At 63.6% G+C, this 23,293-nt stretch carries 18 protein-coding genes and 1 tRNA gene; 13 read left to right on the top strand and 6 right to left on the bottom strand.

The features are described from left to right. The first annotated feature begins 89 nt into the window (after positions 1–89). From topA to D8W71_RS00550, 4 genes are all read left to right on the top strand, one after another. Positions 90–3,107: a type I DNA topoisomerase gene (gene topA / locus D8W71_RS00565; protein WP_121110057.1), complete on the top strand. Its 3,018-nt coding sequence runs from the start codon at positions 90–92 to the stop codon at positions 3,105–3,107. A gap of 369 nt (positions 3,108–3,476) precedes the next feature. Continuing rightward, on the top strand, positions 3,477–3,989 hold the full coding sequence (locus tag D8W71_RS00560; protein WP_153275282.1) for a DUF3558 domain-containing protein: 513 nt from the start codon (positions 3,477–3,479) through the stop codon (positions 3,987–3,989). 49 nt (positions 3,990–4,038) lie between these two features. Further along, positions 4,039–4,578, top strand: coding sequence for a DUF3558 family protein (locus D8W71_RS00555; RefSeq protein ID WP_121110053.1), 540 nt, complete (start codon positions 4,039–4,041; stop codon positions 4,576–4,578). A gap of 45 nt (positions 4,579–4,623) precedes the next feature. Beyond that, on the top strand, positions 4,624–5,811 hold the full coding sequence (locus D8W71_RS00550; RefSeq protein ID WP_121110051.1) for a DNA polymerase III subunit delta': 1,188 nt from the start codon (positions 4,624–4,626) through the stop codon (positions 5,809–5,811). Between the two features lie 175 nt (positions 5,812–5,986). Here the strand turns inward: D8W71_RS00550 and D8W71_RS00545 are convergent, their stop codons facing one another. Next, positions 5,987–6,496, bottom strand: coding sequence for a CGNR zinc finger domain-containing protein (locus D8W71_RS00545; protein WP_121110049.1), 510 nt, complete (start codon positions 6,494–6,496; stop codon positions 5,987–5,989). Between the two features lie 87 nt (positions 6,497–6,583). On the opposite strand from D8W71_RS00545, the gene D8W71_RS00540 reads away from it, so the two are divergent. The 3 genes from D8W71_RS00540 to D8W71_RS00530 all read left to right on the top strand — a co-directional run bounded on the left by D8W71_RS00540 (position 6,584) and on the right by D8W71_RS00530 (position 7,788). After that, positions 6,584–7,285, top strand: coding sequence for an SDR family oxidoreductase (locus tag D8W71_RS00540; RefSeq protein ID WP_121110047.1), 702 nt, complete (start codon positions 6,584–6,586; stop codon positions 7,283–7,285). Between the two features lie 50 nt (positions 7,286–7,335). Then, positions 7,336–7,411 (top strand) — tRNA-Thr (locus D8W71_RS00535). Between the two features lie 86 nt (positions 7,412–7,497). Continuing rightward, positions 7,498–7,788 (top strand): hypothetical protein, encoded by a 291-nt coding sequence (locus tag D8W71_RS00530; RefSeq protein WP_121110045.1) that lies wholly within the window; start codon positions 7,498–7,500, stop codon positions 7,786–7,788. Between the two features lie 13 nt (positions 7,789–7,801). Here the strand turns inward: D8W71_RS00530 and D8W71_RS00525 are convergent, their stop codons facing one another. The 3 genes from D8W71_RS00525 to D8W71_RS00515 all read right to left on the bottom strand — a co-directional run bounded on the left by D8W71_RS00525 (position 7,802) and on the right by D8W71_RS00515 (position 10,240). Beyond that, positions 7,802–8,251 (bottom strand): flavodoxin family protein, encoded by a 450-nt coding sequence (locus tag D8W71_RS00525; protein ID WP_121110043.1) that lies wholly within the window; start codon positions 8,249–8,251, stop codon positions 7,802–7,804. A gap of 197 nt (positions 8,252–8,448) precedes the next feature. Beyond that, positions 8,449–9,216, bottom strand: a complete 768-nt coding sequence (locus tag D8W71_RS00520) for a TIM barrel protein (protein WP_121110041.1) — start codon at positions 9,214–9,216, stop codon at positions 8,449–8,451. A 1-nt stretch (position 9,217) separates the two neighbouring features. Next, complete coding sequence (locus D8W71_RS00515; protein WP_121110039.1) at positions 9,218–10,240, bottom strand: Gfo/Idh/MocA family oxidoreductase; 1,023 nt, start codon at positions 10,238–10,240, stop codon at positions 9,218–9,220. A gap of 142 nt (positions 10,241–10,382) precedes the next feature. Between D8W71_RS00515 and D8W71_RS00510 the strand changes: the two genes are divergently transcribed. The 4 genes from D8W71_RS00510 (at position 10,383) to D8W71_RS00495 (ending at position 18,208) form a co-directional block, all read left to right on the top strand. Then, the gene (locus D8W71_RS00510) at positions 10,383–11,351 is read left to right on the top strand and encodes a LacI family DNA-binding transcriptional regulator (RefSeq protein ID WP_121110037.1); all 969 of its coding nucleotides are present in this window, start codon (positions 10,383–10,385) and stop codon (positions 11,349–11,351) included. Positions 11,352–11,555: 204 nt separating this feature from the next. Further along, entirely contained in the window at positions 11,556–14,675 is a 3,120-nt protein-coding gene (locus D8W71_RS00505; protein ID WP_121110035.1) for a multicopper oxidase family protein, read from the top strand. Between the two features lie 21 nt (positions 14,676–14,696). Then, positions 14,697–15,512 carry an FAD binding domain-containing protein gene (locus D8W71_RS00500; protein WP_121110033.1) on the top strand — a complete coding sequence of 272 codons (816 nt, stop codon included), beginning with the start codon at positions 14,697–14,699 and terminating at the stop codon, positions 15,510–15,512. Continuing rightward, entirely contained in the window at positions 15,509–18,208 is a 2,700-nt protein-coding gene (locus tag D8W71_RS00495; RefSeq protein ID WP_121110031.1) for a molybdopterin-dependent oxidoreductase, read from the top strand. The genes D8W71_RS00500 and D8W71_RS00495 overlap by 4 nt, the downstream gene beginning before the upstream one ends. 18 nt (positions 18,209–18,226) lie before the next feature. On the opposite strand, the gene D8W71_RS00490 is transcribed toward D8W71_RS00495, so the two are convergent. Then, a complete protein-coding gene (locus D8W71_RS00490) occupies positions 18,227–19,897 on the bottom strand; it encodes a phospholipase D family protein (RefSeq protein WP_121118336.1) in 1,671 nt (556 codons plus the stop codon). A gap of 132 nt (positions 19,898–20,029) precedes the next feature. After that, the gene (locus D8W71_RS00485) at positions 20,030–21,169 is read right to left on the bottom strand and encodes an NADH:flavin oxidoreductase (RefSeq protein WP_121118334.1); all 1,140 of its coding nucleotides are present in this window, start codon (positions 21,167–21,169) and stop codon (positions 20,030–20,032) included. Between the two features lie 88 nt (positions 21,170–21,257). Between D8W71_RS00485 and D8W71_RS00480 the strand changes: the two genes are divergently transcribed. Next, positions 21,258–22,070, top strand: coding sequence for an SDR family oxidoreductase (locus D8W71_RS00480; protein WP_121110029.1), 813 nt, complete (start codon positions 21,258–21,260; stop codon positions 22,068–22,070). A 68-nt stretch (positions 22,071–22,138) separates the two neighbouring features. Continuing rightward, positions 22,139–23,284: an acyl-CoA dehydrogenase family protein gene (locus tag D8W71_RS00475; RefSeq protein WP_442972033.1), complete on the top strand. Its 1,146-nt coding sequence runs from the start codon at positions 22,139–22,141 to the stop codon at positions 23,282–23,284. The last annotated feature ends 9 nt before the right edge of the window (positions 23,285–23,293 follow it).

Genomic DNA, 23,293 nt, shown 5'->3' with positions numbered 1-23,293 from the left:
CAGGCGGACCGGCAATATGTCGGATTCGACGGGTAGTAAGTACCCGCAGAGTGATCTGAGAACGCAACGAGGGAAGGTTCGGCAGCAAGGTGGCAACACGAAAGAACGGCACGGGGGACACCACCACCGGCGGATCTGTCGAGCCACGCCGCCTTGTCATCGTCGAGTCCCCGACGAAAGCCAAGAAGATTGCCCCCTACCTGGGCAAGAACTACGTCGTCGAGGCATCCGTAGGGCACATTCGCGACCTTCCGCGTGGCGCTGCCGATGTGCCGGCCAAGTACAAGGGCGAGCCGTGGGCGCGCCTCGGTGTCGACGTCGACCATGACTTCGAAGCCCTCTATGTCGTATCGCCCGAGAAGAAGGGCAAGGTCGCCGAGCTCAAGAGTTTGCTCAAGGACGCCGACGAACTCTTCCTCGCCACCGACCCCGACCGCGAGGGCGAGGCCATCGCATGGCACCTCCTCGAGACCCTGAACCCCAAAATCCCTGTTCGACGGATGGTCTTCCACGAGATCACCAAGCCGGCCATCCTCGCCGCTGCCGCCGACACCCGTGAGCTCGACCAGGACCTCGTCGACGCGCAGGAAACCCGCCGCATTCTCGACCGCCTCTACGGGTACGAGGTCAGTCCGGTGCTGTGGAAGAAGGTCATGCCGAAGCTGTCGGCTGGCCGCGTCCAATCCGTCGCCACCCGAATCATCGTCCAGCGCGAACGCGACCGGATGGCGTTCCGTAGCGCGGAGTACTGGGACATCTCCGCCACCCTCGATGCAGGCGCCGACGCGTCGCCGCGCAGTTTCGGTGCTCGTCTGGTCAACGTCGACGGCTCGCGGATCGCCGCAGGTCGCGACTTCGGGGCCGACGGCAAGCTGAAGTCCGAGGGCGTCACCGTCATCGACGAACCGCGTGCCCGACGCCTCGCCGAGGCGCTGGAAGGCGTCGACCTCACCGTCGCGTCGGCCGAGGACAAGCCGTACACGCGTAAGCCCTACCCGCCGTTCATGACGTCGACGCTGCAGCAGGAAGCGGGCCGCAAGTTGCGGTTCTCCTCCGAACGCACCATGCGTGTTGCGCAGCGCTTGTACGAGAACGGCTACATCACGTACATGCGTACCGACTCGACCACGCTGTCGGAGTCGGCCATCGCGGCAGCGCGTTCGCAGGCAACGGAGCTGTACGGACCGGAGTACGTGCATCCGACTCCGAGGCAATACACGCGCAAGGTGAAGAACGCGCAGGAGGCGCACGAGGCCATCAGGCCTGCAGGTGACGTCTTCCAAACCCCGGGCCAGCTGCATTCCGCTCTTCAAACCGACGAGTTCCGGTTGTACGAGCTCATCTGGCAGCGCACCGTCGCGTCCCAGATGGCCGATCTCCGCGGCACGACGCTCACACTGCGTATCACCGGCACCGCGGCGACCGGGGAAGACTGCACGTTCTCCGCTTCGGGCCGCACCATTACGTTCGCGGGCTTCCTCAAGGCGTATGTCGAGAGCGTCGACGACGAGGCAGGCGGCCAGTCCGACGATGCCGAGTCGCGTCTACCTGCGTTGAAGGCAGGCGCCGCGGTGGTGGCCACCAAGCTCGATCCCGACGGCCACACGACCAACCCGCCGGCGCGCTACACCGAGGCTTCGCTCATCAAGACCCTCGAAGAGCTGGGTATCGGCCGCCCGTCGACCTACGCGTCGATCATCAAGACCATTCTCGATCGTGGATACGTCTACAAACGTGGCAGCGCGCTCGTGCCGTCGTGGGTTGCGTTCTCGGTGATCGCGCTTCTCGAAGCACACTTCGGAAGACTGGTCGACTTCGACTTCACCGCGGGCATGGAAGACGATCTCGACGCCATCGCCGGTGGTCGCGAGCGTCGTGGCAACTGGCTCACCAACTTCTACTTCGGCGGCGACACCGGCGCCGAAGGCTCGGTCGCCCGATCCGGCGGCTTGAAGAAGATGGTCGGGACCAATCTCGAGGACATCGACGCGCGCGTCATCAACTCGATCAGACTGTTCGACGACGACCAGGGCCGCGAGATTCACGTTCGCGTCGGCCGCTACGGCCCGTATCTCGAGCGGATGGTCAAGAATGACGACGATCCCGACGGTGATCCGATTTCGCAGCGCGCCAACCTTCCCGATGATCTGCCGCCGGACGAGTTGACCCTCGAATTCGCCGAGAAGCTGTTCGCGACCCCTCAGGCAGGCCGCAAGCTCGGAGCCGATCCGCTGACGGGCAACGAAATCGTCGCCAAGGAAGGGCGTTTCGGTCCGTATGTAACCGAGATTCTGCCCGAGCCGGAACCGGAGCCGACGCCCCCCGAGCCGGACATCGTGCCGATTCCCTCGGACGAAGGTGGCGGCGGTACGAAGACTGCGACCAAGACGGCTGCGAAGAAAGCGCCGGCCAAGAAGGCTGCGAAGAAGGCCACCGGCCCCAAGCCGCGCACCGGTTCGCTGCTCAAGTCGATGGACCTGGCCACCATCACGCTCGAGGATGCGCTTAAGCTGCTGTCGTTGCCGCGTGTGGTCGGACTCGATCCGGAGTCCAAGGACCTCATCACCGCGCAGAACGGTCGCTACGGCCCATACCTGAAGAAGGGCACTGATTCTCGTTCGCTGACGGACGAGGAACAACTCTTCACCGTCACGCTCGAAGAGGCGCTCAAGATCTACGCCGAACCCAAGCGTCGCGGGCGTCAGGGCGAGGCCAAGCCGCCGCTGCGCGAACTCGGAGTCGACCCGATCAGCGAAGCGCCGATGGTGATCAAGGACGGCCGCTTCGGTCCCTACGTCACCGACGGCGAGACCAACGCCAGCCTGCGCAAGGACGACGACGTCGCCACCATCACCGACGATCGTGCGTCGGAACTGTTGGCGGACCGGCGTGCTCGCGGTCCGGTGAAAAAGAAGGCCACCAAGAAGGCGACGAAGAAGGCAACCGCCACCAAGACGGCGACCAAGAAAGCTCCGGCGAAGAAGGCCGCAGCGAAGACAACTGCTGCAAAGAAAACGCCCGCCAAGAAGGCTCCGGCGAAGAAGGCTGCATCGAAGACTGCGGCTTCCAAAACTGCTGCGGCGAAGAAGGCTCCGCCGGCCGAGTAGGCCCGCGGGCCGAGTTGGTTCCGCGGGTCGTGTGGGTCCGCGGGGCGTGCGGGTTCCGCGGGGCCTGTGGTTCCGCGGGTCGAGTGGGTTTATCGCTTGAATGGTCCATTCATGCTGTCTGTCAGCATGAATGGACCATCCGATCGATGGCGATAGTCGGCGCGCTCCGCTTGAATGAGTCCTCGTAGCTATCAGATCGTATGGATGGACCATTCAAGCGATGGCGACTGTCGGCGCGCTTCGCTTGAATGAGCCCTCGTAGCTATCAGATCGTATGGATGGACCATTCAAGCGATGCGGTCGGCGGGTCGACGGAACCGGCAGCGCACCCCGTGCGTCCAAGTACGTGTGAGGAACGAATTCGCGATCATGTTGTCTGCACTCGTGCTGGCAAGTTGTGCGCAAGGATGCTCGACCGATGTGGCCGGCAACGCCACGACGTCCGTCGAGGCTGCAGGGGCGTCGTCGATCACCGAGATGGTGCCGGCCGAGGCGGCCGGATTCGATCCGTGTGACCTACCGACAGAGTTGCTGGAGGACCTGAATCTATCCGGGGTGGTGCCGACCAGCGCAGGCCCTAGCGGCTGCATCTGGGGCAACGACCGATTCGCACTCGGTGTTCTTCTGGTCGAGGACACCACGATGCTTCCCGACCCGTCGAGCAGTCCTGTGGTGTCCCGACTCGAGACGTTGTCGGACGGGGGCTACGTGACACATCTATTCGTTCTCGACGAGGACACCTACACGACTCAGACCATGACGCGAGACGGTGCCGTAGTTCTCAATGCAACGGTGGCGGGCAGCGATTCGATGGAGTCCGAACGCGATTCGCTCGTCGACACCTTCAGGACCGTATTGCCGTACTTTCCTGCGCCGGAATGACTTCGGGCCCGTGCGGAACCAGTGACGACTCCAGTGCGTCGAACATGATGTGAAGAAGAAACTGCTCGTTCTCCTCTGCTTCTTGGCCCTGTCCGGTTGTTCGGAGACCGTGAAAGGGAAAGCAACGGTGGAGGACGTGTGGCGTGGACAGGGCGTCGTGTCCTCGAAACCGACCACGACCGCACCTCACTCTGGCGCACCTCACTCTGGCGCGTCGAACCGCCCCTCGTCTTTCGATCCGTGCGCATACGACGACTCGGTTCTCGAATACTACGTCGAGGTGGATCCATCGACGAAGGTCGAACTGCCAGGGGGATGCCAGTGGCGAGGTGAGGGACTCGCCTTCACGGCCGCTGCCCTCCGGGACGAGGACGTGGACGTGCTTGCAGCGGACCCGAATGTAGACGAGCTGGCCGAGCTCGAATCGGCAGGCCGAACTGCGCGTGTGTTCGTTTTCGACGACAAGATGTGCATGGCGTTGACCGAGATCGATGAAGGACTTGCGCAGTTCATGCTGATCGAAGCCCGGTTCGATCCGTCCTGTTTCAACTTTCGAGTCGTACTCCGGCTGCTGCTGCCGGAGCTGTGACACCGACGCTCGGTTCTGTCCTACCCGCCGACTAGGCTGCCTTCCATGGCGGGAGTATTCGGTCGACTGATCGGCCAAGAGGATGTCGAGGCTGAACTGACGGGTGCTGCCGTCGGCGCCAGGAACGGTGACACCGGTTCGGCCATGACGCACTCTTGGTTGTTCACCGGGCCTCCGGGTTCGGGTCGATCGATCGCCGCGCTCTGCTTCGCCGCTGCGCTGCAGTGCACCACCGAAGGAGTTCCGGGGTGCGGTGAATGCCACGCATGTACGACGACGATGGCAGGAACCCACGGCGATGTTCGACGCATCATCCCGCAGGGCCTGAGCATCAGCGTCAAAGAAATGCGAGAGATCGTGCAAATCGCGGCACGACGGCCGAGCACCGGCAAGTGGCAGATCGTCGTGATCGAGGACGCGGACCGCCTCAGCGAAGCCGCGGCCAACGCGTTGTTGAAGGTCGTCGAAGAGCCGCCTGCTCGAACCGTCATGCTGCTGTGCGCGCCGTCGACCGATCCAGAAGACATGTCTGTGACGCTTCGATCCCGTTGTCGACACGTGCATCTCGTCACCCCGACAGCGGCTGCCATTGCGCACGTGTTGCAGACGCGAGACAAGCTCGATGAAAAAACCGCGGAGTGGGCTGCGTCGATCAGCGGCGGACACGTCGGTCGTGCTCGCAGGCTCGCCAAAGACGAGGACGCTCGTTCCCGACGCACCCGCGCGCTCGGTCTCGCATCTGCGGCGGCGAGGCCCAACCAGGCATACCTCGCGGCCGAGGAGATGGTGAAGGCGGCCGAAACCGAGGCGGCCGAGATCAGCGCCGCGCTCGACGGCGTCGAGATGGAAGAGTTGCGAACCGCGCTCGGTGCAGGTGGAACGGGCAAGGGCGCCGCGGGCGCACTGCGCGGATCGGCGGGCGTCATCAAGGAGTTGGAAGCTCGGCAGAAGTCGCGTCGCACCCGAAATCTGCGTGATTCGTTCGACCGGGCTCTCATCGACCTCGCCGGACTGTATCGCGATGCACTGGCGCGTTCCTACGGGTCCACGGCTGTGCTCAACCACCCCGACATGTCCGAGCAGATCGAGCGCATGGCCCGCGGCGCGTCGCCGGAGGCGCTACTGAAGAGTATCGAAGCCATTCTCGAATGCCGAGAAGCATTGGCGCTGAACGCGAAACCCAAGTTTGCCGTCTACGCCATGGTCGCTCAGCTGGGCGCTGCGCTGCGCTGAGCTGCATCCGTTCGACTTTGGTTGCGCGCGCCCTGATCGCTTGAATGGTCCTTTCATACGATCAGATGGCGTGGGTGGACCATTCAAGCGATCAGCGCGATTCCGACGTTCCGCTTGAATCGTCCATTCATACGACCGGATAGCGTGGGTGGACCATTCAAGCAGGAGCGCAGGGCTATTCGGACTTCCGCCGAGCCCGGGACGCTCGGAGGTTCGCTTGGTTGCCGCAGGTTTTGACGTCGTGCCAGACGCCGCTGTTGTTGCGGGAGCGGTCGTAAAATGCGGATCCGCACAGCTCGTTCTTGCACCGCTTCAGTCGCCGCCAGGTGTCGGCACGTTGTGCCAGAAGGATTTCCGACCAGATTTCCGAGGCAACATATTTCCATCCTCGTCCCGACGGCCGAAGTTGCACGACACCGGCGTCGTCCGGCTCCAGTGATGCCGCGACCGACACTGGCGAGGGTGCAATTCCGGCGATGAGTTCCTCCACGACGTGACGGAGATCCCGTAGCTGCCCCGCATCGGCGTCGCTCAATTCAACGTGGAGTGCTTTGGAAGCCGTGGCCCCGTCCGCGAGCAAATCCGGAAAGTCGTACACGCCGATCGCCCGTGTGTTGAGGAGATCCTGGACGCGACCCAGACCGTCGGGAGCGGGCGCGAGGTGAAAGCGCGACGTTGGTGACATAGCCGAATGCTATTTGACTATGTCAACGGAAGCAAGTATGACTGACATAGTCAAAAGCAGTTCAGTTATGTCGGAGAGGTGAGTCGGATGGTTGCAATCGAAGGTGCGGTCGTGTTGGTGACCGGTGGGCAGCGCGGCCTGGGCAAGTCGATCGTCGACGAGTTCGTGGCGCGTGGGGCAGCGAAGGTGTACGCGACGGCTCGGTCGCCCAAGCCGTCGGACGACGCGCGAATAGTTTCCGAGCAGCTCGACGTCACGGACCCGCACTCCGTCGGGGCGCTGGCCGAGAAGCTCACCGACGTCACGATCGTCGTCAACAATGCAGGTACGACGGGGTCCGAGCCGCTTGTGGCGACGTCGCTCGATGCGGTCCGTACGGTGTTCGAAACCAACTTCTTCGGAGCACTGCTCGTTGCGCAGTCCTTTGCTCCGACGCTGCAGAGCAACGGCGGGGGAGCGCTCGTCGACATTCATTCGGCGCTGTCGTGGGTGAGCGGTGCAGGCGCGTACGGGGCGTCGAAGGCGGCGCTGTGGTCGGCGACCAATTCCCTCAGGCTCGAGCTTGCGCCGCAGGGGACCCTCGTGACCGGCGTGCATCTGGGGTACACCGACACCGACATGATCGCTGACCTCGACGTCCCCAAGAACGATCCGCGGGATGTGGCGAAGGCCATCGCCGACGCCGTCGAGAAGGGTGAGACCGAAGTCCTTGCCGACGACGTGAGCAGGTACTTCAAGTCCATTCTCGCCGGTCCGGTCGAAGGGCTGTCCATCACTGCTGGGGCCTGATTTCAGTTTCGAGCGGATGCTCCGTTAGACTCACCAACGCCGAAAGGCACGCCGCCTTAGCTCAGTCGGTAGAGCATTTCACTCGTAATGAAAAGGTCAAGAGTTCGATTCTCTTAGGCGGCTCCACCAGCAGGCCCTCTGTCTACAGAGGGCCTGCTGTGTATTGGTAGTAGTCTGACCGCGACGTCCATCGGTCGACTCCGGGAGTGCACATGACCTCACGCTTGCCCGACGTGTTCAGCCCGTCCGCCACCGAGTACGGCGAGCCCGTGAGGGTGGACGACCGCACGACAATCCTTCCGGTTTCGCGTCGTTCGGCTCGTGGCCGAGAAACCGCTGTGGGACTGTTCACCGTCACGGACGGCACGGCCACATGGACTCCAGCGGTCGATATGGGCCGCGTCAATCTGATCGGCGTGCTCACGGGATTCGTTGCAGCGACGTTGGGATGCGCAGCGGTGCTGAGGCGGCCGCCGTGGCCGAATGTCACCATCGAACGCTGAGGTTCACTCCACATCAATCTTGGAGATGTTCGGCGAATGCCCGTGCCGAGGCGAGGTCCTCGGCGTTCGGACGGCCTTTGCGGATGCCACCGACGAGCTTGAACGGACCGTAGGTGTCGAAGCCGCGCGACGAGAAGCCGGCGACGACCTCGAAACCCTTGCTCTCGAGTGCGTCGACGATCCGGGAGGAGTATCGGAAGAGCCGAGACTCGGGCAACCCGCTGGTCGCGAAGACGAATGCTCTGCGCCCGTTCTGCTGGGGCAAGGAGTCGATGAAGTCGAGCAGATCGGCGTGGAACTTGCCGAGGTAGATCCCGGATCCGAACCCGACGAGTTCGGCACCCTCCAGGTCTGCGTCGGCCGGCGACACGATGTCGGCGTCGAGGACTCCGGCCAAGGCGTCGGCGATCTTTCTGGTGTTTCCGTGCGCTACCGAAGTGCAGACAATGACTGATTTCCCCATGCATACGAGCTTAGCGACGCGTCATGCACATCCGAAACGCAAAACTACTCACAGGCATGTAATTCATCCAAACAGCCACCGAGCTGGGAAAACTGAGCTACGGCCGGCGGCTATCCACAGCCCATCCACAGGCACGGATCATTGGTCCTCGAGTTATCCCCAGATCTATCCACAGCCTGTTAGTGCATATGTTCGAATCAGGCGAACGCAGCCTCGAATGCATCGAGCGCGGTCTCGGGATCACCCGACGCCCAACCCTCCAGCCCGACGACACCGTCGTAACCGATCCGGCGCAGCGCCCGCGCAATCGCCGGATAGTTGATCTCCCCGGTCCCCGGCTCGCATCGGCCTGGCACGTCGGCTACCTGGATCTCGCCGACGTACGGGAGCGCCTCTTCCAGGAGGGCAATGAGATTCCCTTCGCCGATCTGTGCGTGATAGAGGTCGAGGTTCATCTTCAGATTCGGACTGTCGACGGCACGAACGAGTGCAAGTGTGTCCGACGCCGCAGCGAACGGCGTCCGAGGGTGGTCGACGGCGAGGTTCAGGTTCTCGAGTGTGAAGACGCGACCGGCCTTTTCGCCTAGTGCGGCGATCGAACGGAGGGTTTCGACCGCGGTCAGCCACATCGTCGGCGTCACCACGTCGACCGGACGCACCGGTAAGCCGTCGCCGTCGAGACCGGTGCCGTGGAGGTTCAGCCGAGGGCAGTCCAGCTTGTCGGCGACTACAAGCGACTCTGCGGCGGTCGAGAGCAACTGCTCGATGCCGTCGGGCTCGGTGAGATTGCCTTCCAGGTAGCCCGTCATGGACGAGAACGTTGCTCCGCTGGAGGCGAGGGCGTCGATATCTTTGGTGGCCCAGTTCCAGATCTCGACCTGGAATCCACGTTCCGAAATTCGCTTGACCCGATCGACGAAAGGGAGTTCCAGATAGAGCATTTCAGCGCTGGCGGCGAGAATCATGTCATGCCTCCAGTGCCACTGCGGCGCCGGTCTCGACGCTGCGGATGCAGGCGAGTGCGATCTCCAGTGCGGCGCGAGCGTCCTGACCGGTCACGACGGACCCAGTCCCGAACCTGATGGCGTCGACGAAGGCTGTGAATTCGCCGATGTAGGCCGAGCGCAGAAGTTCTGTGTCACTCCGCGCGGTATCGACGTGGAGCCCTGCCGCCCCGTACAGCGTCATGTTCGTGCTGCGTCCGTCGCCTGCAGTGACCATTCCTTCTGATCCGAAAACCTCGCCTCGGACGTCGTAGCCGTACAACGCACTGAAATTCGCCTCGGCCGTCGCGATGGCACCGTTGTCGAATTGCACTGTGACAACGGCGGTATCGAGGTGGCCACTGCCCTTCGCGTCCGGACGGACGAGCGCGTCGGCGACAGCAGTGACGCGCACGGCCTTGGCGCCTGGGTTGAGGAAGAGCAACGTATCGAAGTCGTGGATGAGGGTCTCGAAGAAGATCGTCCACGGCGGGATGCGCGACGGGTCGCCGCCGAACGGACCCGGATCGCGTGTCAACGACCGCAGAAGCTGTGGGGTGCCGATCTTTCCGTCGTCGATTGCCTTGCGCGCTGCAGCAAAGGCGGGAGCGAAGCGGCGATTGAACCCGACCTGCAGCACGACGCCTGCGGTCTCGGCGGCGGTGATTGCACGGTCCGCATCCTCGAGCGTCACGGCCATCGGCTTCTCGACGAAGACGTGCTTGCCTGCACCGGCGGATGCTACGACGAGGTCTGCGTGACTGCGAGCGGGTGCGGAGATGACGACGGCGTCGATGTCGGCGTCGCCCAGGGCGTCGTCGACGCTCGTGTAGGCCTTGGTGACGTCCAAGCTGTCGGCGAGTGCGCGAGCGGCACCGTCGACGGGATCGACGACGGCCTCGAGGACGGCACCGGGTACGCGTCGAGCAACGATTTCGGCGTGGTTCTTTCCGATTCGGCCTGCACCGATCAGGGCCACGCGAACCGCGGCGGCAGAGGATGTCATGTGATTCTCCAGTAGTGAATGTCCTGCTCAGAGCGGACTAGTACGTTCTAGTACGGAGAACGCTAGAGGGCTTCGAAGGATTGGTCAACTACCGTTTCCGTGAGAGGAAGGGAGCCACGTGGCCGACAGCACGCGCCCGACGATGGCCGACGTGGCCAGGATCGCCGGGGTTTCGCCTGCGCTCGTCTCGATCGTCATGCGCGGCGTCGAGGGTGCAAGCGTGGATACCCGCGCGCGCATCAAGGCGATCGCCGACGACATCGGGTACGTCCCGGACCGCCGCGCGCAGAAGTTGCGGCAGGCGAGTTCGCGGTTGATCGGCGTGACGTTCGACCTCGAACAACCGTTCCACAGCGACCTCGTCGAGCACATCTATTCGGCATCGGAGCGTCATGGATACGACGTCACGCTCAGTGCTGTGGCGCCGACGCGTGACGAAAGCCGCGCCGTTCAGGCGTTGTTGCGCGAGCGATGCGAAGCAGTGGTTCTGCTCGGATCGCACTTGAGCGCAACGGATCTGAAAGATATCGACGGACGAGCGCCTGTGGTGGAGTTGTTGAAGTCCACCGACGGCATCTCCTCGGTCCGCAGTGACGACGTCGCCGGTACCGAATTGGCCGTCGAACATCTGATCAAATTGGGACACAAGCAGATTGCGCACATCGACGGACGCCGCGCACCAGGAGCGGACGACAGGCGGCACGGTTTCTCCGCCGCTATGTGGCGGCACGGATTGGAGCCGGTGATCGTCGACGGAGGAATCACGGAAACCGAAGGTGCGGAGGGTATGCGGACACTTCTGGGATCCGAGGTGGTACCGACGGCGGTGGTCGCTTTCAACGATAATTCGGCGACGGGTGTGCTCGACCTTCTGCTGCGCCGAGGTATCGATGTTCCCGGTGAGATCTCGGTGGTGGGCTACGACGACTCGCGGCTGGCGCGCATCGCCCACATCAACTTGACATCGGTGTCGCAGGATGTCGAGGGTCTCGCGGACGCGGCGGTGGACAGTGTGCTCGGGCGCATCGGCGGCGGCGAACCTGTCGGCGTGGTGCTGGCCCCGAAGCTCGTCCGGCGGGGGACGGTGGCTCCGCCACCCGTGCGTGCGTAGTTACGTTCGGCGGTAATTACGCACGCACGGGTGAGGTCGCCGGTCGTGAGCGCGTAGTTACGTTCGGCGGTAATTACCCGCGCACGGGCGGCGGAGCCGCAAAGCATCTCATCCCCTTTTCTCACCCTCAACGCCCATCGCCGACGCCCCGGCCCTCTTAGGCTCGGAGGAAACGAGTTCCTTTACGGCCCGAGGGGAGCCTCGATGTTCTCTGCCCACAGATGCGCCGTGCTTGCAGCCGTGGTGCTGCTGGTCGCGTCGTGCGCGCAAGATGCGGACACGACTGCGGGGGCGAATTACGCAGACGACGGTGCGCCGGCCCCATACACCGAGCCGGTGAAGCTATCCAGCGAGAACGGCGTACTCGAAGTCCGACTGTCCGCACATCAGGGCACGGTCGCGCTCGACACTGCATCCGCGCTGGTGGATAACTTTCTTCTCTACGGCTACGAGATCATCCAGGGAACCGCGTCGGATGGCTCGACCAGCGGGCGCGACATCTATCCGGCGCCGACGCTAAGGGTCGACCCGGGGGAGCAGCTCGTCGTCCATTACGACAACGATCTGCAGGGCCTGACCATCGAGGACTTCTACGATCCGGCGTTCACACCGGCCGGTGCTGAGGTTCCGATCGTCCCGCCCGCGCTGGAACAAGCCCCACTCAACCTGCATACCCACGGGCTGCATGTGAGCCCGGACGGCAATGCCGACAACGTTCTCCTCGACATCCCAGCCGGCATGGGCAACCGATACGACTACGCGATTCCCGACGACATGCCGAACGGAATGTACTGGTATCACAGTCATTTGCACACACTCACTGCTCAACAGACCTACTTCGGTCTCGCCGGTCTGCTCGAAATCGGCCGCCCCGACGGTGACCTGCCCATCGTCACCGAGAACGACATCCCGATCAGGGACATGGCGTTGCAATACAACTTCGTGTTCGACAGGAAGGGTCAGGGAGCCCAGCTGAACGATCCCAACTGGCCGCAATACGTCAGCACGCTCGAGTCGCCTACCGGGGAACAACTCGCCGACGGTACCTACCGCCCCATCCTCGCGCCCGTCAATTTTGCCGAGACGACCGAGGGCGCGCAATACATGACCAATTGGTACACGGGCCCGCTGTCGCCGGACAACCATCGCGGCCAGAACCAGTTCATACCGGGCAATCTCCAGAGCTTCACGAGCGATACCGAGAATGTCCCCGCGGACCCGTCGCTGCCGGACAACCAACGCGACGTCCAGTTCACCGTCAACGGCGGATTTCAGCCCGAGCTGAAGGTGAAGCCGGGGCAGACCGAGATCTGGGTGCTGGCCAACGTCAGCGATTTCGCCTACATGCCTTTGCAACTCACCGAAACGGCCACGGGCAATCACCCGGTATTCTCCCTTGTCGGCCAGGACGGCAACCCGTTCGGAGAAGTGCAGCGTCCCGTCGACGGCGACGGCACCCGCCTGGTCATACCGCCGGGTTCACGCTATTCGATCGCGGTCACGATGCCGGAGCAAGGCGAGCTCATTCTCGAGATGCCACCACTCGAGGGTGCGAAACCTGTGGTCAACGATGGAATCCTCTATACGAACAACGGAACCGACAATCCGCCTGCGACGCTCGGGAAGGTGACGGTCGACCCGTCGATCATCAGTTACGCCGACGGCTTCTTCACGTTCCCCACCCAAAAGCTCTTGCAGGTGACGCCCGAGGAGGGCGATGGGGTCACCGTGCCGTTCGAACCCGGGCAGAAGCTCGACGCGTACACCTCGTTCGTCGATACGGCGTCGATGCCGGTGGACGTGACGCGCGAACTCGTCGTATCCGGAGGCTTCTCCAACGACAAGGCAAGCACCAGCGATCCGAAGGCGTTCACGTACGAGTTCGCGGCCAACACCTTTCCTAACATCCCACTGATCCAACCAAGACTGAACTCCGTCGAGGAATGGAAGATCACCAATCTCAACAACGACGAACACCCGATGCACATACACGTCAACGACTTTCAGGTCACCGAGATCGTCGATCCGGTTGCGGGCACGGTCACCGGAGTGCAGCCGTGGGGTCAGGACAACGTCAACGTTCCGGCGCCCGTCACCGACGATCAGGAGAACGCGCTGGAACCGGCGTCGGTCACCCTGCGGACGAAGTTCACCGAGTACACCGGCACGTTCGTCATTCACTGCCATCGACTCAACCACGAGGACAACGGATTGATGGCGTTGGTGAGCGTGATTCCCGAAGTGTCGAGCTACGCGGTGGGAATCCCCGGATCGCCAGGAGTGGACGCGCGAGTCCAGGTGTACGACGCCGCAGGCGATCGCCCGCTTGCGTCCGTGACTCCGTTCCCGGGGTTCGAGGGCACACCGTCGGTCGCCATGGGCGATGTCAACGGCGACATGGTGCTCGACCTGATCGCCGGGACCGGTCCCGGTACAGCGCCAGAAGTGGTCGCCTACAGTGCTGTCGGCACTACTCCGTTCGCTGCCGAACTCGCACGTTTCGCCCCACTGCCCGACGCCTTCGACGGTGGTGTCGTCGTCGCAGCGGCCAATATCGATGGTAATGCGTTGCGTGACAACATCATCGTCGGATCCGGCCCCGGTATGGAGTCGCAGGTGACGGTGTACTCGTCGACCCTGCCGACCGAAAATTCCGCCGCCCCGGAGATCTTCGACGCCTTCACCCCGTACCCCGGGTCCGACAGCGGCGTCACGCTCGCCACCGGAATGGTCGACGCCTCCTCCGGGCGAAAGACCATCGTCACCGCGCCAGGGCCTGGGGATGCGCCGTTGGTGAAGACGTTCCGATACGACCTGTTCGAACCGACTGCTGCGTCCGAGGGGCACACCCACGACGAAGGACCCCAGATCACCTCGGAGTTCTTGGCGTTCGACGAGACGTACACCGGGGGAGTCTCCCTGGCGACAGGATGGGTCGCCGGTGTGGAGGGTGGAGCGCAGTCGATCGTGGCCGGGATGACGGGGGGAGACGGAACCGTCAGGACCTTCTCGTCGGGCTCGCGTCTCGACGGCGGGCCGGAGATGTATCTGAACTCTCCGAACCATCACGGTGGGGCAGTGGAGTTCGCCCAGACCTCGTCGTTCGTCCCATTCGCGGGCAGCGGCGTCGCGGTGGCGACCACGGCGACGACGTCCGGTGCAGATCTGTTGGTCTCCGGCGCGGGAGGCGAGGTACGAAAGTTCAACATGATCCGTCCCGACCCGTCGGCGAGCACGCTGGTTCCGCTGCAGGTCGGCGGGCTGAACCCGTCAGGCAGAAACCCGTCGGGAAATGGTCAGGCTCTTCCACTCGGTGGCCGCTGACAGCGCTAGGAAGGACAAGCGATGAACCTGGGAACCATAGGTGAGGTGAAGCGGCCGACGTCGCTCGACCAGATCGAAGATTGGCGGGACGGGTACGCCTGGTTGGCGGGCGGCACGTGGCTGTTCTCCGAACCGCAGGTCGACCGCGATACGTTGATCGATCTGGACGGGTTGGCGTGGCCCGCGCTGACCGTGACGGACGAGGGTCTCGAGATTGCCGCAACATGCCGGATAGCCGAGTTGTTCGCGTTCGACGGGCCCACGGACTGGACCGCGACTGCGCTGTTCGGCGATTGCTGTCGCTCGTTGCTGGCATCGTTCAAGATCTGGAACGCAGCGACGGTCGGCGGCAACATCTGCATGTCTCTTCCTGCGGGCGCGATGATTTCGTTGACCGCTGCCCTCGACGGCGTGTACACGCTGATTCCCCGGGTCGGCCCCGCGCGAGCTGTCGCCGCGAGGGACTTCGTGACCGGTGATCATGCGAACGTCCTCGGGCCCGGTGAACTGCTCAGGTCCGTTCACCTGCCTGCCGAATCGCTGCGTAAGCGCTACGCGTGGCGACAGCAGTCGCTGGTCCATGCGGGCCGATCCGCAGCCTTGATCATCGGTACCTGCGCAACCGATGGTTCGGACTTCACGCTGACGGTTACCGCGGCGACGCCTCGGCCGGTGCAGTTCCAGTACGAGAAGATTCCCAGTGGCGAGCAGCTCCGAACGGATATCGCGCAGGAGACCGAAGCAGACGGCTTCTTCCAGGACGTCAACGGTTCTGCGCCGTACAAGAAACACCTGACTTACTACTTCGCCGAGCAGATCCGTATGGAGTTGGCATGAGTGAATTCGACGTCGACGGGAAACTCTTCTCGGCCGAACCGGAACCGGGACAATGCCTTCGGACCTTCCTGCGCGATCGAGAGATCTACGGGGTGAAGAAGGGGTGCGATTCCGGGGACTGCGGCGCATGCACAGTGTGGCTGGACGGGAAGCCGTTTCACTCGTGCCTCGTTCCGGCGTTCCGCGCCGAAGGCAAGAAGGTGACCACCGTGCAGGGACTCGCGGACGGGGACACGCTACACACGATGCAGCAGTCGTTCCATGACGCGCAGTCGTTTCAATGTGGTTTCTGCGCAGCGGGAATGATCATGACGGCTGCAGCGCTGACGGACGAGCAGAAGCAAGATCTGCCGCGTGCGCTGAAAGGAAATCTGTGTCGCTGCACGGGCTACAGATCCATCGCCGACGCCGTTCACGGTCTCACCGAGGTCGAGCAGGATGTTGCTGGAAAAGCCTGTGGGGCAAGCCTTGCCAACCCGTTCACCGAAGACATCGTCACCGGCCACGCGAAGTACACGATGGACGTCACCGTCCCGAACCTTCTTCACCTGAAGGTGCTCCGCTCACCGCACGCGCATGCGCGAATCACGAACATCGACAGAACTTCCGCGCTTGCCGTCCCCGGGGTGGTGGCGGTGTTCACCCACGAGGATGTCCCGCACCGGCTCTACAGCACCGCGCTGCACGAGGACCACCTGGTGGATCCCGACGACACCCTGATCCTTGACGACGTCATCCGGTTCGTCGGACAGCGTATCGCTGCCGTGGTCGCCGAGACAGAGGCTGCGGCCGAGGCGGGCTGCCGTGCGCTGAACGTGACTTATGACGAACTCCCTGCAGTCTTCGACCCGTTCTCGGCGATGGAACCCGGCGCACCCGTGCTGCACGACAAGGGATTCGAGGAGAACGGCAACATCTTTGTCGACATTCACGGGGAGGTCGGCAGTGTCGCCGACGGTTTCGCACGGGCCGATGCGGTGCACGAACGCACCTACTCGACCTCCCGCGTGCAGCATGCCCACCTCGAGACGCACGGCTCGATCGCCTGGCGCGGCGACGACGGCCGTTGGCATGTCCGCACGAGTACCCAGGCACCGTTCGTCGTGCAGGCCAAGCTCTGTTATCTGCTCGGCCTCAGAGCACGTGACGTGCATGTCTTCACCGAACGCGTCGGCGGCGGCTTCGGCGGCAAGCAGGAGATGATCTCCGAGGATCTCGTGCTGTGGGCGACCATGAAGCTCGGACGGCCGGTCAAATGGGAGTGGACGCGCGAGGAAGAGTTCATCGGCTCGACGACGCGGCATCAGATGACGACCAGGGTCAAGCTCGGCGCCACCCGCGACGGAACCCTGACCGCGCTCGAGGTGTACGTGGTGTCCAACACCGGCGCCTACGCCAACCATGCGAGCGAAACCCTTGCCGCTGCGCTCGGTAGTCCTCTCGCTGCATACCGGTGCTCCAACAAGAAGGCACTCGGTTTTGCGGTGTACACCAATGTGATTCCAGGAGGTGGCTTCCGGGGATACGGTGCCTCGCAGACCACGTTCGCCATCGAATGTGCGATGGACGAACTTGCGCACCTGCTCGGCATGAGCCCACTTGCGCTGCGTCGAAGGAACATGGTCGGACCGACGGATCTTGTCGAGTCGGTCTGGGACGGCCCGAGCGATGCGAGCTTCGGCAGTTACGGACTCGATCAGTGTCTCGATCACGTCGAGGCCTCGCTTGCCCAGGGCAATGGCGTCGAACCCCCGGAGGGCGACGACTGGCTCGTCGGGACCGGAATTGCCCTCGCCTTGCTCGAGTGTGGGCCCCCGACCGAGCATCGGTCGGGCGCAGAGATGACCCTTCTCGAAACCGGCACGTACCACCTCGCGGTGGGATCCTCGGAGATGGGCAACGGAATCACCAACGCGCACCGACAGATTGCCGCAGGCGTTCTCGGAACCAAGGCCTCCGGCGTCGACATCGTAAACGCGGACACCGACAGGACACTCTACGACACGGGGACGTTCGCGAGCACGGGCACCGTGGTCGCAGGGAAAGCAGTACACCTGACGGCGCTGGCCTTGAAAGACGACATCCTCTGCTTCGCAAGCGAATACAGCGGAAGTCCGCGCGAGGACTGCGAGCTGGAGGGCGACGCCGTCGTGTGCGGCGGCCGGCGGATTCCGCTGTCCGATCTGTACACCGCGCGAAAGGAATCCGGTCGGAAGCTGCACGCTACTCGCAAGGCGTATCTGACGCCTCGGACCATAGCGTCGAACGTGCATGGAGTCCGTCTGGCACTGCACAAGGTGACCGGTGAGATCAGGATTCTGCAGAGCGTGCACGGCGCCGACATCGGCCGACCCATCAATCCCCTGCAATGTCGCGGTCAAATCGACGGTGCGGTCGGGATGGCGTTCGGATGGGCGTTGACCGAGAACATGGTGCACGGCCCGACGGGCGCAGTGATCAATCCGAACTTTCGCAACTATCGGATCCCGGCGTTCGCGGATCTGCCTCCGACGGAGGTGTTCTTCGCCGACACCTACGACACGATCGGGCCGATGGGCGCGAAATCGCAGGGTGAGTGCGCGATCAACCCGGTGGCCCCTGCTGTGTCGAATGCACTCCTCGACGCGACCGGTATTCGGTTCGATTCGTTGCCGTTCACTCCGGACCGCATCTTCGACAAGCTGACGGCCCTGTAGTTCAGCCGGACCGCCGAGTCAGAATCGGCGTCGGAAGCGCATTCCGATTGGACGACCGTCTGGATCGACGAACAGTCGGTACGCCACGGCCGCGAGCCGCTGCTGCCACTGTGGAGGTACGTCGATCTCGTGGCGACGCAGTCTTCCAGTCGGCCTCGGCGAGGTAGACGGTGCGCGGTGCCACTCGTCCAGGCGCGTCGCGCTGCTGCTGACGGCGTCGAAGAACGAACCGGGATCCACGAGGTCCTCGTCGTCGCCCGGCGCGCGGCCCAGGTGTTCACGAGCAAGTTCGAGTCGAAGATCGCGGGCGAACACCCGCGCACCGTCACCGAGGCCCCCGGGGTCGGTGGGCGCCCGCAGGTCGCGCTCCTCGTCGACGATGGCTGCCGTCAGTTCCGAGTCGTGAGTCCACGACCGCCGATTGAAGTTGTCGGAGCCGACAGCTGCCCATACGTCGTCGACGATGCACACCTTCGAGTGCACATACACCGGAATTCCTCGGTCGTTCTCCAGATCGAGGACGAGGACTCGGTCGCTCCCCGCGTCCCGGATGACGTCCAGGGCCGCGGAGTGGCCGAGCAGCGCGGACGGAATGGTCAGCGAACTGTCGTCGTCGAGGTGCTTGGGGACGACGATGACCAGCCGTAGATCGGGAGAGCGACGCAACGCGGCCGCGAACACCCGGGCGACGTCCACCGACCACAGATATTGGTCCTCGACGTAGATCAGGCGACGCGCACGACGCAGCACCTTGGCGTACGCACGAGCTGCGCTGCGCTCGCCGCGGGTCGCGAATGGGTACGCGGGGCGACGGCGTGGGTACGTGCGGACGAGCTGTACAGCGCACGTGCCCGCAACGTCCGGCTCGTCGTGCTGGGCGGGGAGTACGGACGGCTCGCGCGTGACTCCGCGAAGGATGTCGGGGATCGCGTGCCACGGCAGCCGAGACAGTGCAGCCGGATCCTCCCAGCGCTCGCGGAAGACATTCTCGATGTCGCGGACGGTTGGACCCTCGAGCTGTACCTGCATGTCGTGCCAGGCGGGTATCTCGCCGTATTCGGGCGGGAACGGTCTGCTGACGGGGTCACCGAAATGGTCGGCGTCGTCGCGTCTGGCGCGGGCGAGGTCGATACCGCCGACGAACGCCACGTCGGACTTCGCGGGGTCCCGGTATCGGATGACGACGAACTTCTGATGGTGGCTGCCAAGCACGAGAACCCGCTGATCGAGGATGACCTCGCCGCCCGCTTCCTCCAGTCGAAGTGCCAGCTTCCGATTCTTCGGGCCGGTGAACCCCAATGTCTCGATGTGCGACCGCCAGACCATGCCCTTGACGATTCCGCCGCGGCCTGCAACGCCGGCAAGGGCGTCCTCGACCGTCACGTCGTCGGTCAGGAGCTGCTCGGGATCGCCGCGCCAATCGGTGAACATGACCAGATCGCCCTCGCCGGCCTCGTCGAGAGCGGCGGCAAGGGCCGCGAAGTACGGCTTGCCGTGCACGAGCGGGGTGACCCTGTTGCCTTCCGTCCACGCTTCGATCCGGGTATCCGGGTTTCCCCGTTCCTCCGAGCTCAGAAACCACGGATGCTCGGAATCGAACTTCTGGACCTGCTCGTTCAAGGCAGCGCTGCTGCGTCCGAGGCGCTCCGCCAGAGCGTCGATCGATCGCCGTAGCGGCTGGGGTATCACGATGAGGAATTGTGTCAGAACCGGCGCCGCGTCCCGCGCCCACCTGCCGAGATCGAAGTTGTGACGAGTATGTGGGCGAGAATTGTGCACAACCTCGATCTCGACGACGCCAACAAATTGCGACGGAGTCGCCTAGTTCAGCGTCGTGATGTGATCCCGGGAAAATGCGACGCGCTCGTCGAGTCGATCGGACTGCACCTTGTTCACCCACTCCGGATCGGCGAGCAGTGCACGACCTACTGCGACGATGTCGAATTCGTCGCGAGCGAATTGTTCGAGAAGCGGATTCAGATCGGTGGTGCCCGACGCGGCGTCGGGGCCCCATGCGCCGTCGAACACCTTGTCCAGACCGACCGATCCGACGGTGATCGTCGGGAGTCCAGTGATCTCCTTCGTCCAACCGGCAAGTCCGCGAACGGCGTCCGATCCGGCGAGGTCCGGAAACTCCGGTACCCAGTGGCGGCGGGTCGACGGGTGGAACACGTCGACTCCTGCATTCACCAACGGCGTCAGAACCTGCTCGAGTTCCTGCGGGGTCTGCGCGATCTTGGCGTCGTAGAAGCCGGCCTTCCACTGCGAGTAGCGGTAGACGATGGCGAAATCGTCACCCACTTCGGCGCGGATGGCCGCCACGACCTCGGCGGGAAAGCGGGTACGCGCTTCGAGTGAACCGCCGAAGCGATCTTCACGAACATTGGTTGTCTGCCAGAAGAATTCGTCGAGCAAGTAGCCGTGCGCACCGTGCAGTTCGACGCCGTCGAATCCGACGCTTTTCGCGTTGGCTGCCGCGTCGACCCAATACTGGATCAACTGATCGAGATCGGCGCTGGTGAATGCGCGACCGAGCGGCGTGCCGTCGAGACCGAGTCCCGACGGGCTGACGGTGGTGACGTCGGGGTTGAGGCGAGGCTCCTCGCCGCGCTGAACACCCAGATGCCAGAGCTGGGGAATGATCGACGAGCCCTCGGCATGCACAGCGTCGACGACTGCGCGCCAGCCGTCCAGGCTCTCGTCGCCGTAGATGAGGGGGACGCGGGTATCGGGACCGGCCGCGGGGTCGGGGATCAGCGTGCCCTCGGTGATGATCAGGCTCGTGCCGCCTGCCGCACGTTTGCGGTAGTACTCGGCAACGTTCTCTCGCGGCACGCCGCCAGGTGAGAATGCGCGGGTCATCGGAGCCATGGCAAAGCGATTGCGCAGTTTCAAGGACTTCACCTCGATCGGTGTGAAGAGCCCTGCGGTTTCCTGTGTCTTTGTCGCGGTGTCGGTCACCTCGTGCACCAACCGGCGGCCGAGGGACGTTATTCCTGCCTGCGCCTGCGGAATGCCTGCGTAAATTGCCGAATGATATACCTGGGTGATGAAGGTTACAGGCAAGGTTGCCGTTGTTACCGGTGGAGGCGGCGGGATCGGGGGCGCACTTGCGGAGCGTCTGGTGTCGGAGGGCGCGAGGGTCGTCGTGTCGGACTTGGACCCGGTGTCGGCGTCGAAGGTGGTGGACCGACTCGAACAGGGTTCGGCGGTGTCCCTCGGCGGTGACGCCTCCAAGACCGAGGACATCGCTGCACTGATCGCGCTCGCCGAGGACACGTTCGGACCGGTCGATCTGTACTTCGCGAATGCGGGGATCGGCGGAGCCCCAGGGCTCGAGGCCTCCGAGGCGGACTGGGATCTGTCGATCGACGTCAACCTGCGAGCGCACATCAGGGCGGCGCAGTTGCTCGTCCCGAAGTGGCTCGAACGCGGCGAAGGGTACTTCGTCAGTACCGCGTCTGCAGCCGGTCTTCTGACGCAAATCGGTTCTGCGACATACTCGGTCACCAAACATGCTGCCGTCGGGTTCGCTGAATGGTTGAACGTGACCTACGGGGACCGCGGCATCAGGGTCAGTTGCCTGTGCCCCATGGGCGTCAATACGAAATTGTTGTACGAGGGGCAGGAGTCCGGTAGTGCGCTCGGCGCCGCCGCGACGAAGGCGGTGTTGTCGGCCGGTGACGTGCTCGAGCCCGCGGACGTCGCCGAGATCGTTCTCGGCGCGATGGACGCCGAACAATTCTTGATCCTCCCGCATCCGAATGTGCTCGACATGTACCGCAACAAGGGTGCAGATTACGACAGGTGGCTGCGCGGCATGCGTCGCTACCAGAAAGCCCTTCTGGGCGAAAACAATTGAGGAGAAACGTGTCGTTCTTCGAAACCACCGACCGCGGCCTGCAGTATCAGACCGACCTGCTCGAGTTCATGGACTCGCATGTGTATCCCGCGGAGTCGGTGTACGACGAACAGATGCGCGAACTCGGCGATCCGCACGGGCAACCCCAGATCATCGAGGACCTGAAGAAGGAGGCCAGGTCTCGCGGTCTGTGGAACCTCTTCCACCCACATCCGGAGTGGGGCCCCGGTCTGACCAACCTCGAGTACGCGCCGCTCGCGGAGATCATGGGACGAAGCCTGCTCGCGCCCGAGGCATGCAACTGCAACGCGCCGGACACCGGCAACATGGAAGTCTTCACCCTCTTCGGTACCGACGAGCACAAAGAGAAGTACTTGAAGCCGTTGCTGGACGGCACGATTCGCTCGGCGTTCGCGATGACCGAGCCGGATGTTGCGAGCTCGGACGCCACCAACATCGCGATGAAGATGGAACGCGACGGTGACGACTACATCCTCAACGGGCGCAAGTGGTGGACATCGAACGCGCTGCACAAGAACTGCAAGGTGCTCATCGTCATGGGCAAGACCGAACCGGACGCTGCGAGTCACCGTCAACAGTCGATGCTCGTCGTTCCCATCGATGCGCCCGGAGTCACCATCGTGCGAAACCTGCCGGTCTTCGGATACATCGATCGTGAGGGTCATGCCGAGGTCTTGTTCGAGGATGTGCGGGTGCCGTCGAAGGACGTGCTGAAGGGGCCGGGCGAAGGCTTCGCGATCAGCCAGGCTCGCCTCGGGCCAGGACGTATCCACCACGCGATGCGCACCATCGGCGTTGCCGAACGAGCTCTCGAATTGCTTTGTCGGCGTGCAGTATCGAGAGTCACCTTCGGCAAGCCGATCGCCACGCGATCCAACATCGGGGACTGGATAGCAGAAGCGCGAATCGAGATCGAGAAGACGCGGCTGCTGACCCTCAAAGCCGCCTACCTGATGGACACCGTCGGGAACAAGGAAGCGCGCACGGAGATCGCGGCCATCAAGGTCGCAGCACCCGAGATGGCGTTGAAGATCATCGACCGAGCCATTCAGGTACACGGCGGAGGCGGCGTGAGCAACGACTTCCCACTCGCGATGATGTACGCCCACATCCGCACCCTCCGGCTCGCCGACGGACCGGACGAGGTCCACAAGATGTCGATCGCGCGGATGGAGCTGAAGAAGTACCTGTGAGACGGCTGA

It is taken from the genome of Rhodococcus sp. P1Y (assembly GCF_003641205.1).
Taxonomy (GTDB): domain Bacteria; phylum Actinomycetota; class Actinomycetes; order Mycobacteriales; family Mycobacteriaceae; genus Rhodococcoides.
This window is presented reverse-complemented; position numbering and strand designations above follow the sequence as displayed.

Coding starts and splice junctions, on each gene's coding strand:
- D8W71_RS00505 (WP_121110035.1), top strand. CDS start 11,556: ATGTTCTCTGCCCACAGATGCGCCGTGCTTGCAGCCGTGGTGCTGCTG.
- D8W71_RS00510 (WP_121110037.1), top strand. CDS start 10,383: ATGGCCGACGTGGCCAGGATCGCCGGGGTTTCGCCTGCGCTCGTCTCG.
- D8W71_RS00525 (WP_121110043.1), bottom strand. CDS start 8,251: ATGGGGAAATCAGTCATTGTCTGCACTTCGGTAGCGCACGGAAACACC.
- D8W71_RS00540 (WP_121110047.1), top strand. CDS start 6,584: ATGGTTGCAATCGAAGGTGCGGTCGTGTTGGTGACCGGTGGGCAGCGC.
- D8W71_RS00545 (WP_121110049.1), bottom strand. CDS start 6,496: ATGTCACCAACGTCGCGCTTTCACCTCGCGCCCGCTCCCGACGGTCTG.
- D8W71_RS00515 (WP_121110039.1), bottom strand. CDS start 10,240: ATGACATCCTCTGCCGCCGCGGTTCGCGTGGCCCTGATCGGTGCAGGC.
- D8W71_RS00475 (WP_442972033.1), top strand. CDS start 22,139: ATGGACTCGCATGTGTATCCCGCGGAGTCGGTGTACGACGAACAGATG.
- D8W71_RS00500 (WP_121110033.1), top strand. CDS start 14,697: ATGAACCTGGGAACCATAGGTGAGGTGAAGCGGCCGACGTCGCTCGAC.
- D8W71_RS00495 (WP_121110031.1), top strand. CDS start 15,509: ATGAGTGAATTCGACGTCGACGGGAAACTCTTCTCGGCCGAACCGGAA.
- D8W71_RS00560 (WP_153275282.1), top strand. CDS start 3,477: ATGTTGTCTGCACTCGTGCTGGCAAGTTGTGCGCAAGGATGCTCGACC.
- D8W71_RS00530 (WP_121110045.1), top strand. CDS start 7,498: ATGACCTCACGCTTGCCCGACGTGTTCAGCCCGTCCGCCACCGAGTAC.
- D8W71_RS00480 (WP_121110029.1), top strand. CDS start 21,258: ATGAAGGTTACAGGCAAGGTTGCCGTTGTTACCGGTGGAGGCGGCGGG.
- D8W71_RS00550 (WP_121110051.1), top strand. CDS start 4,624: ATGGCGGGAGTATTCGGTCGACTGATCGGCCAAGAGGATGTCGAGGCT.
- D8W71_RS00520 (WP_121110041.1), bottom strand. CDS start 9,216: ATGATTCTCGCCGCCAGCGCTGAAATGCTCTATCTGGAACTCCCTTTC.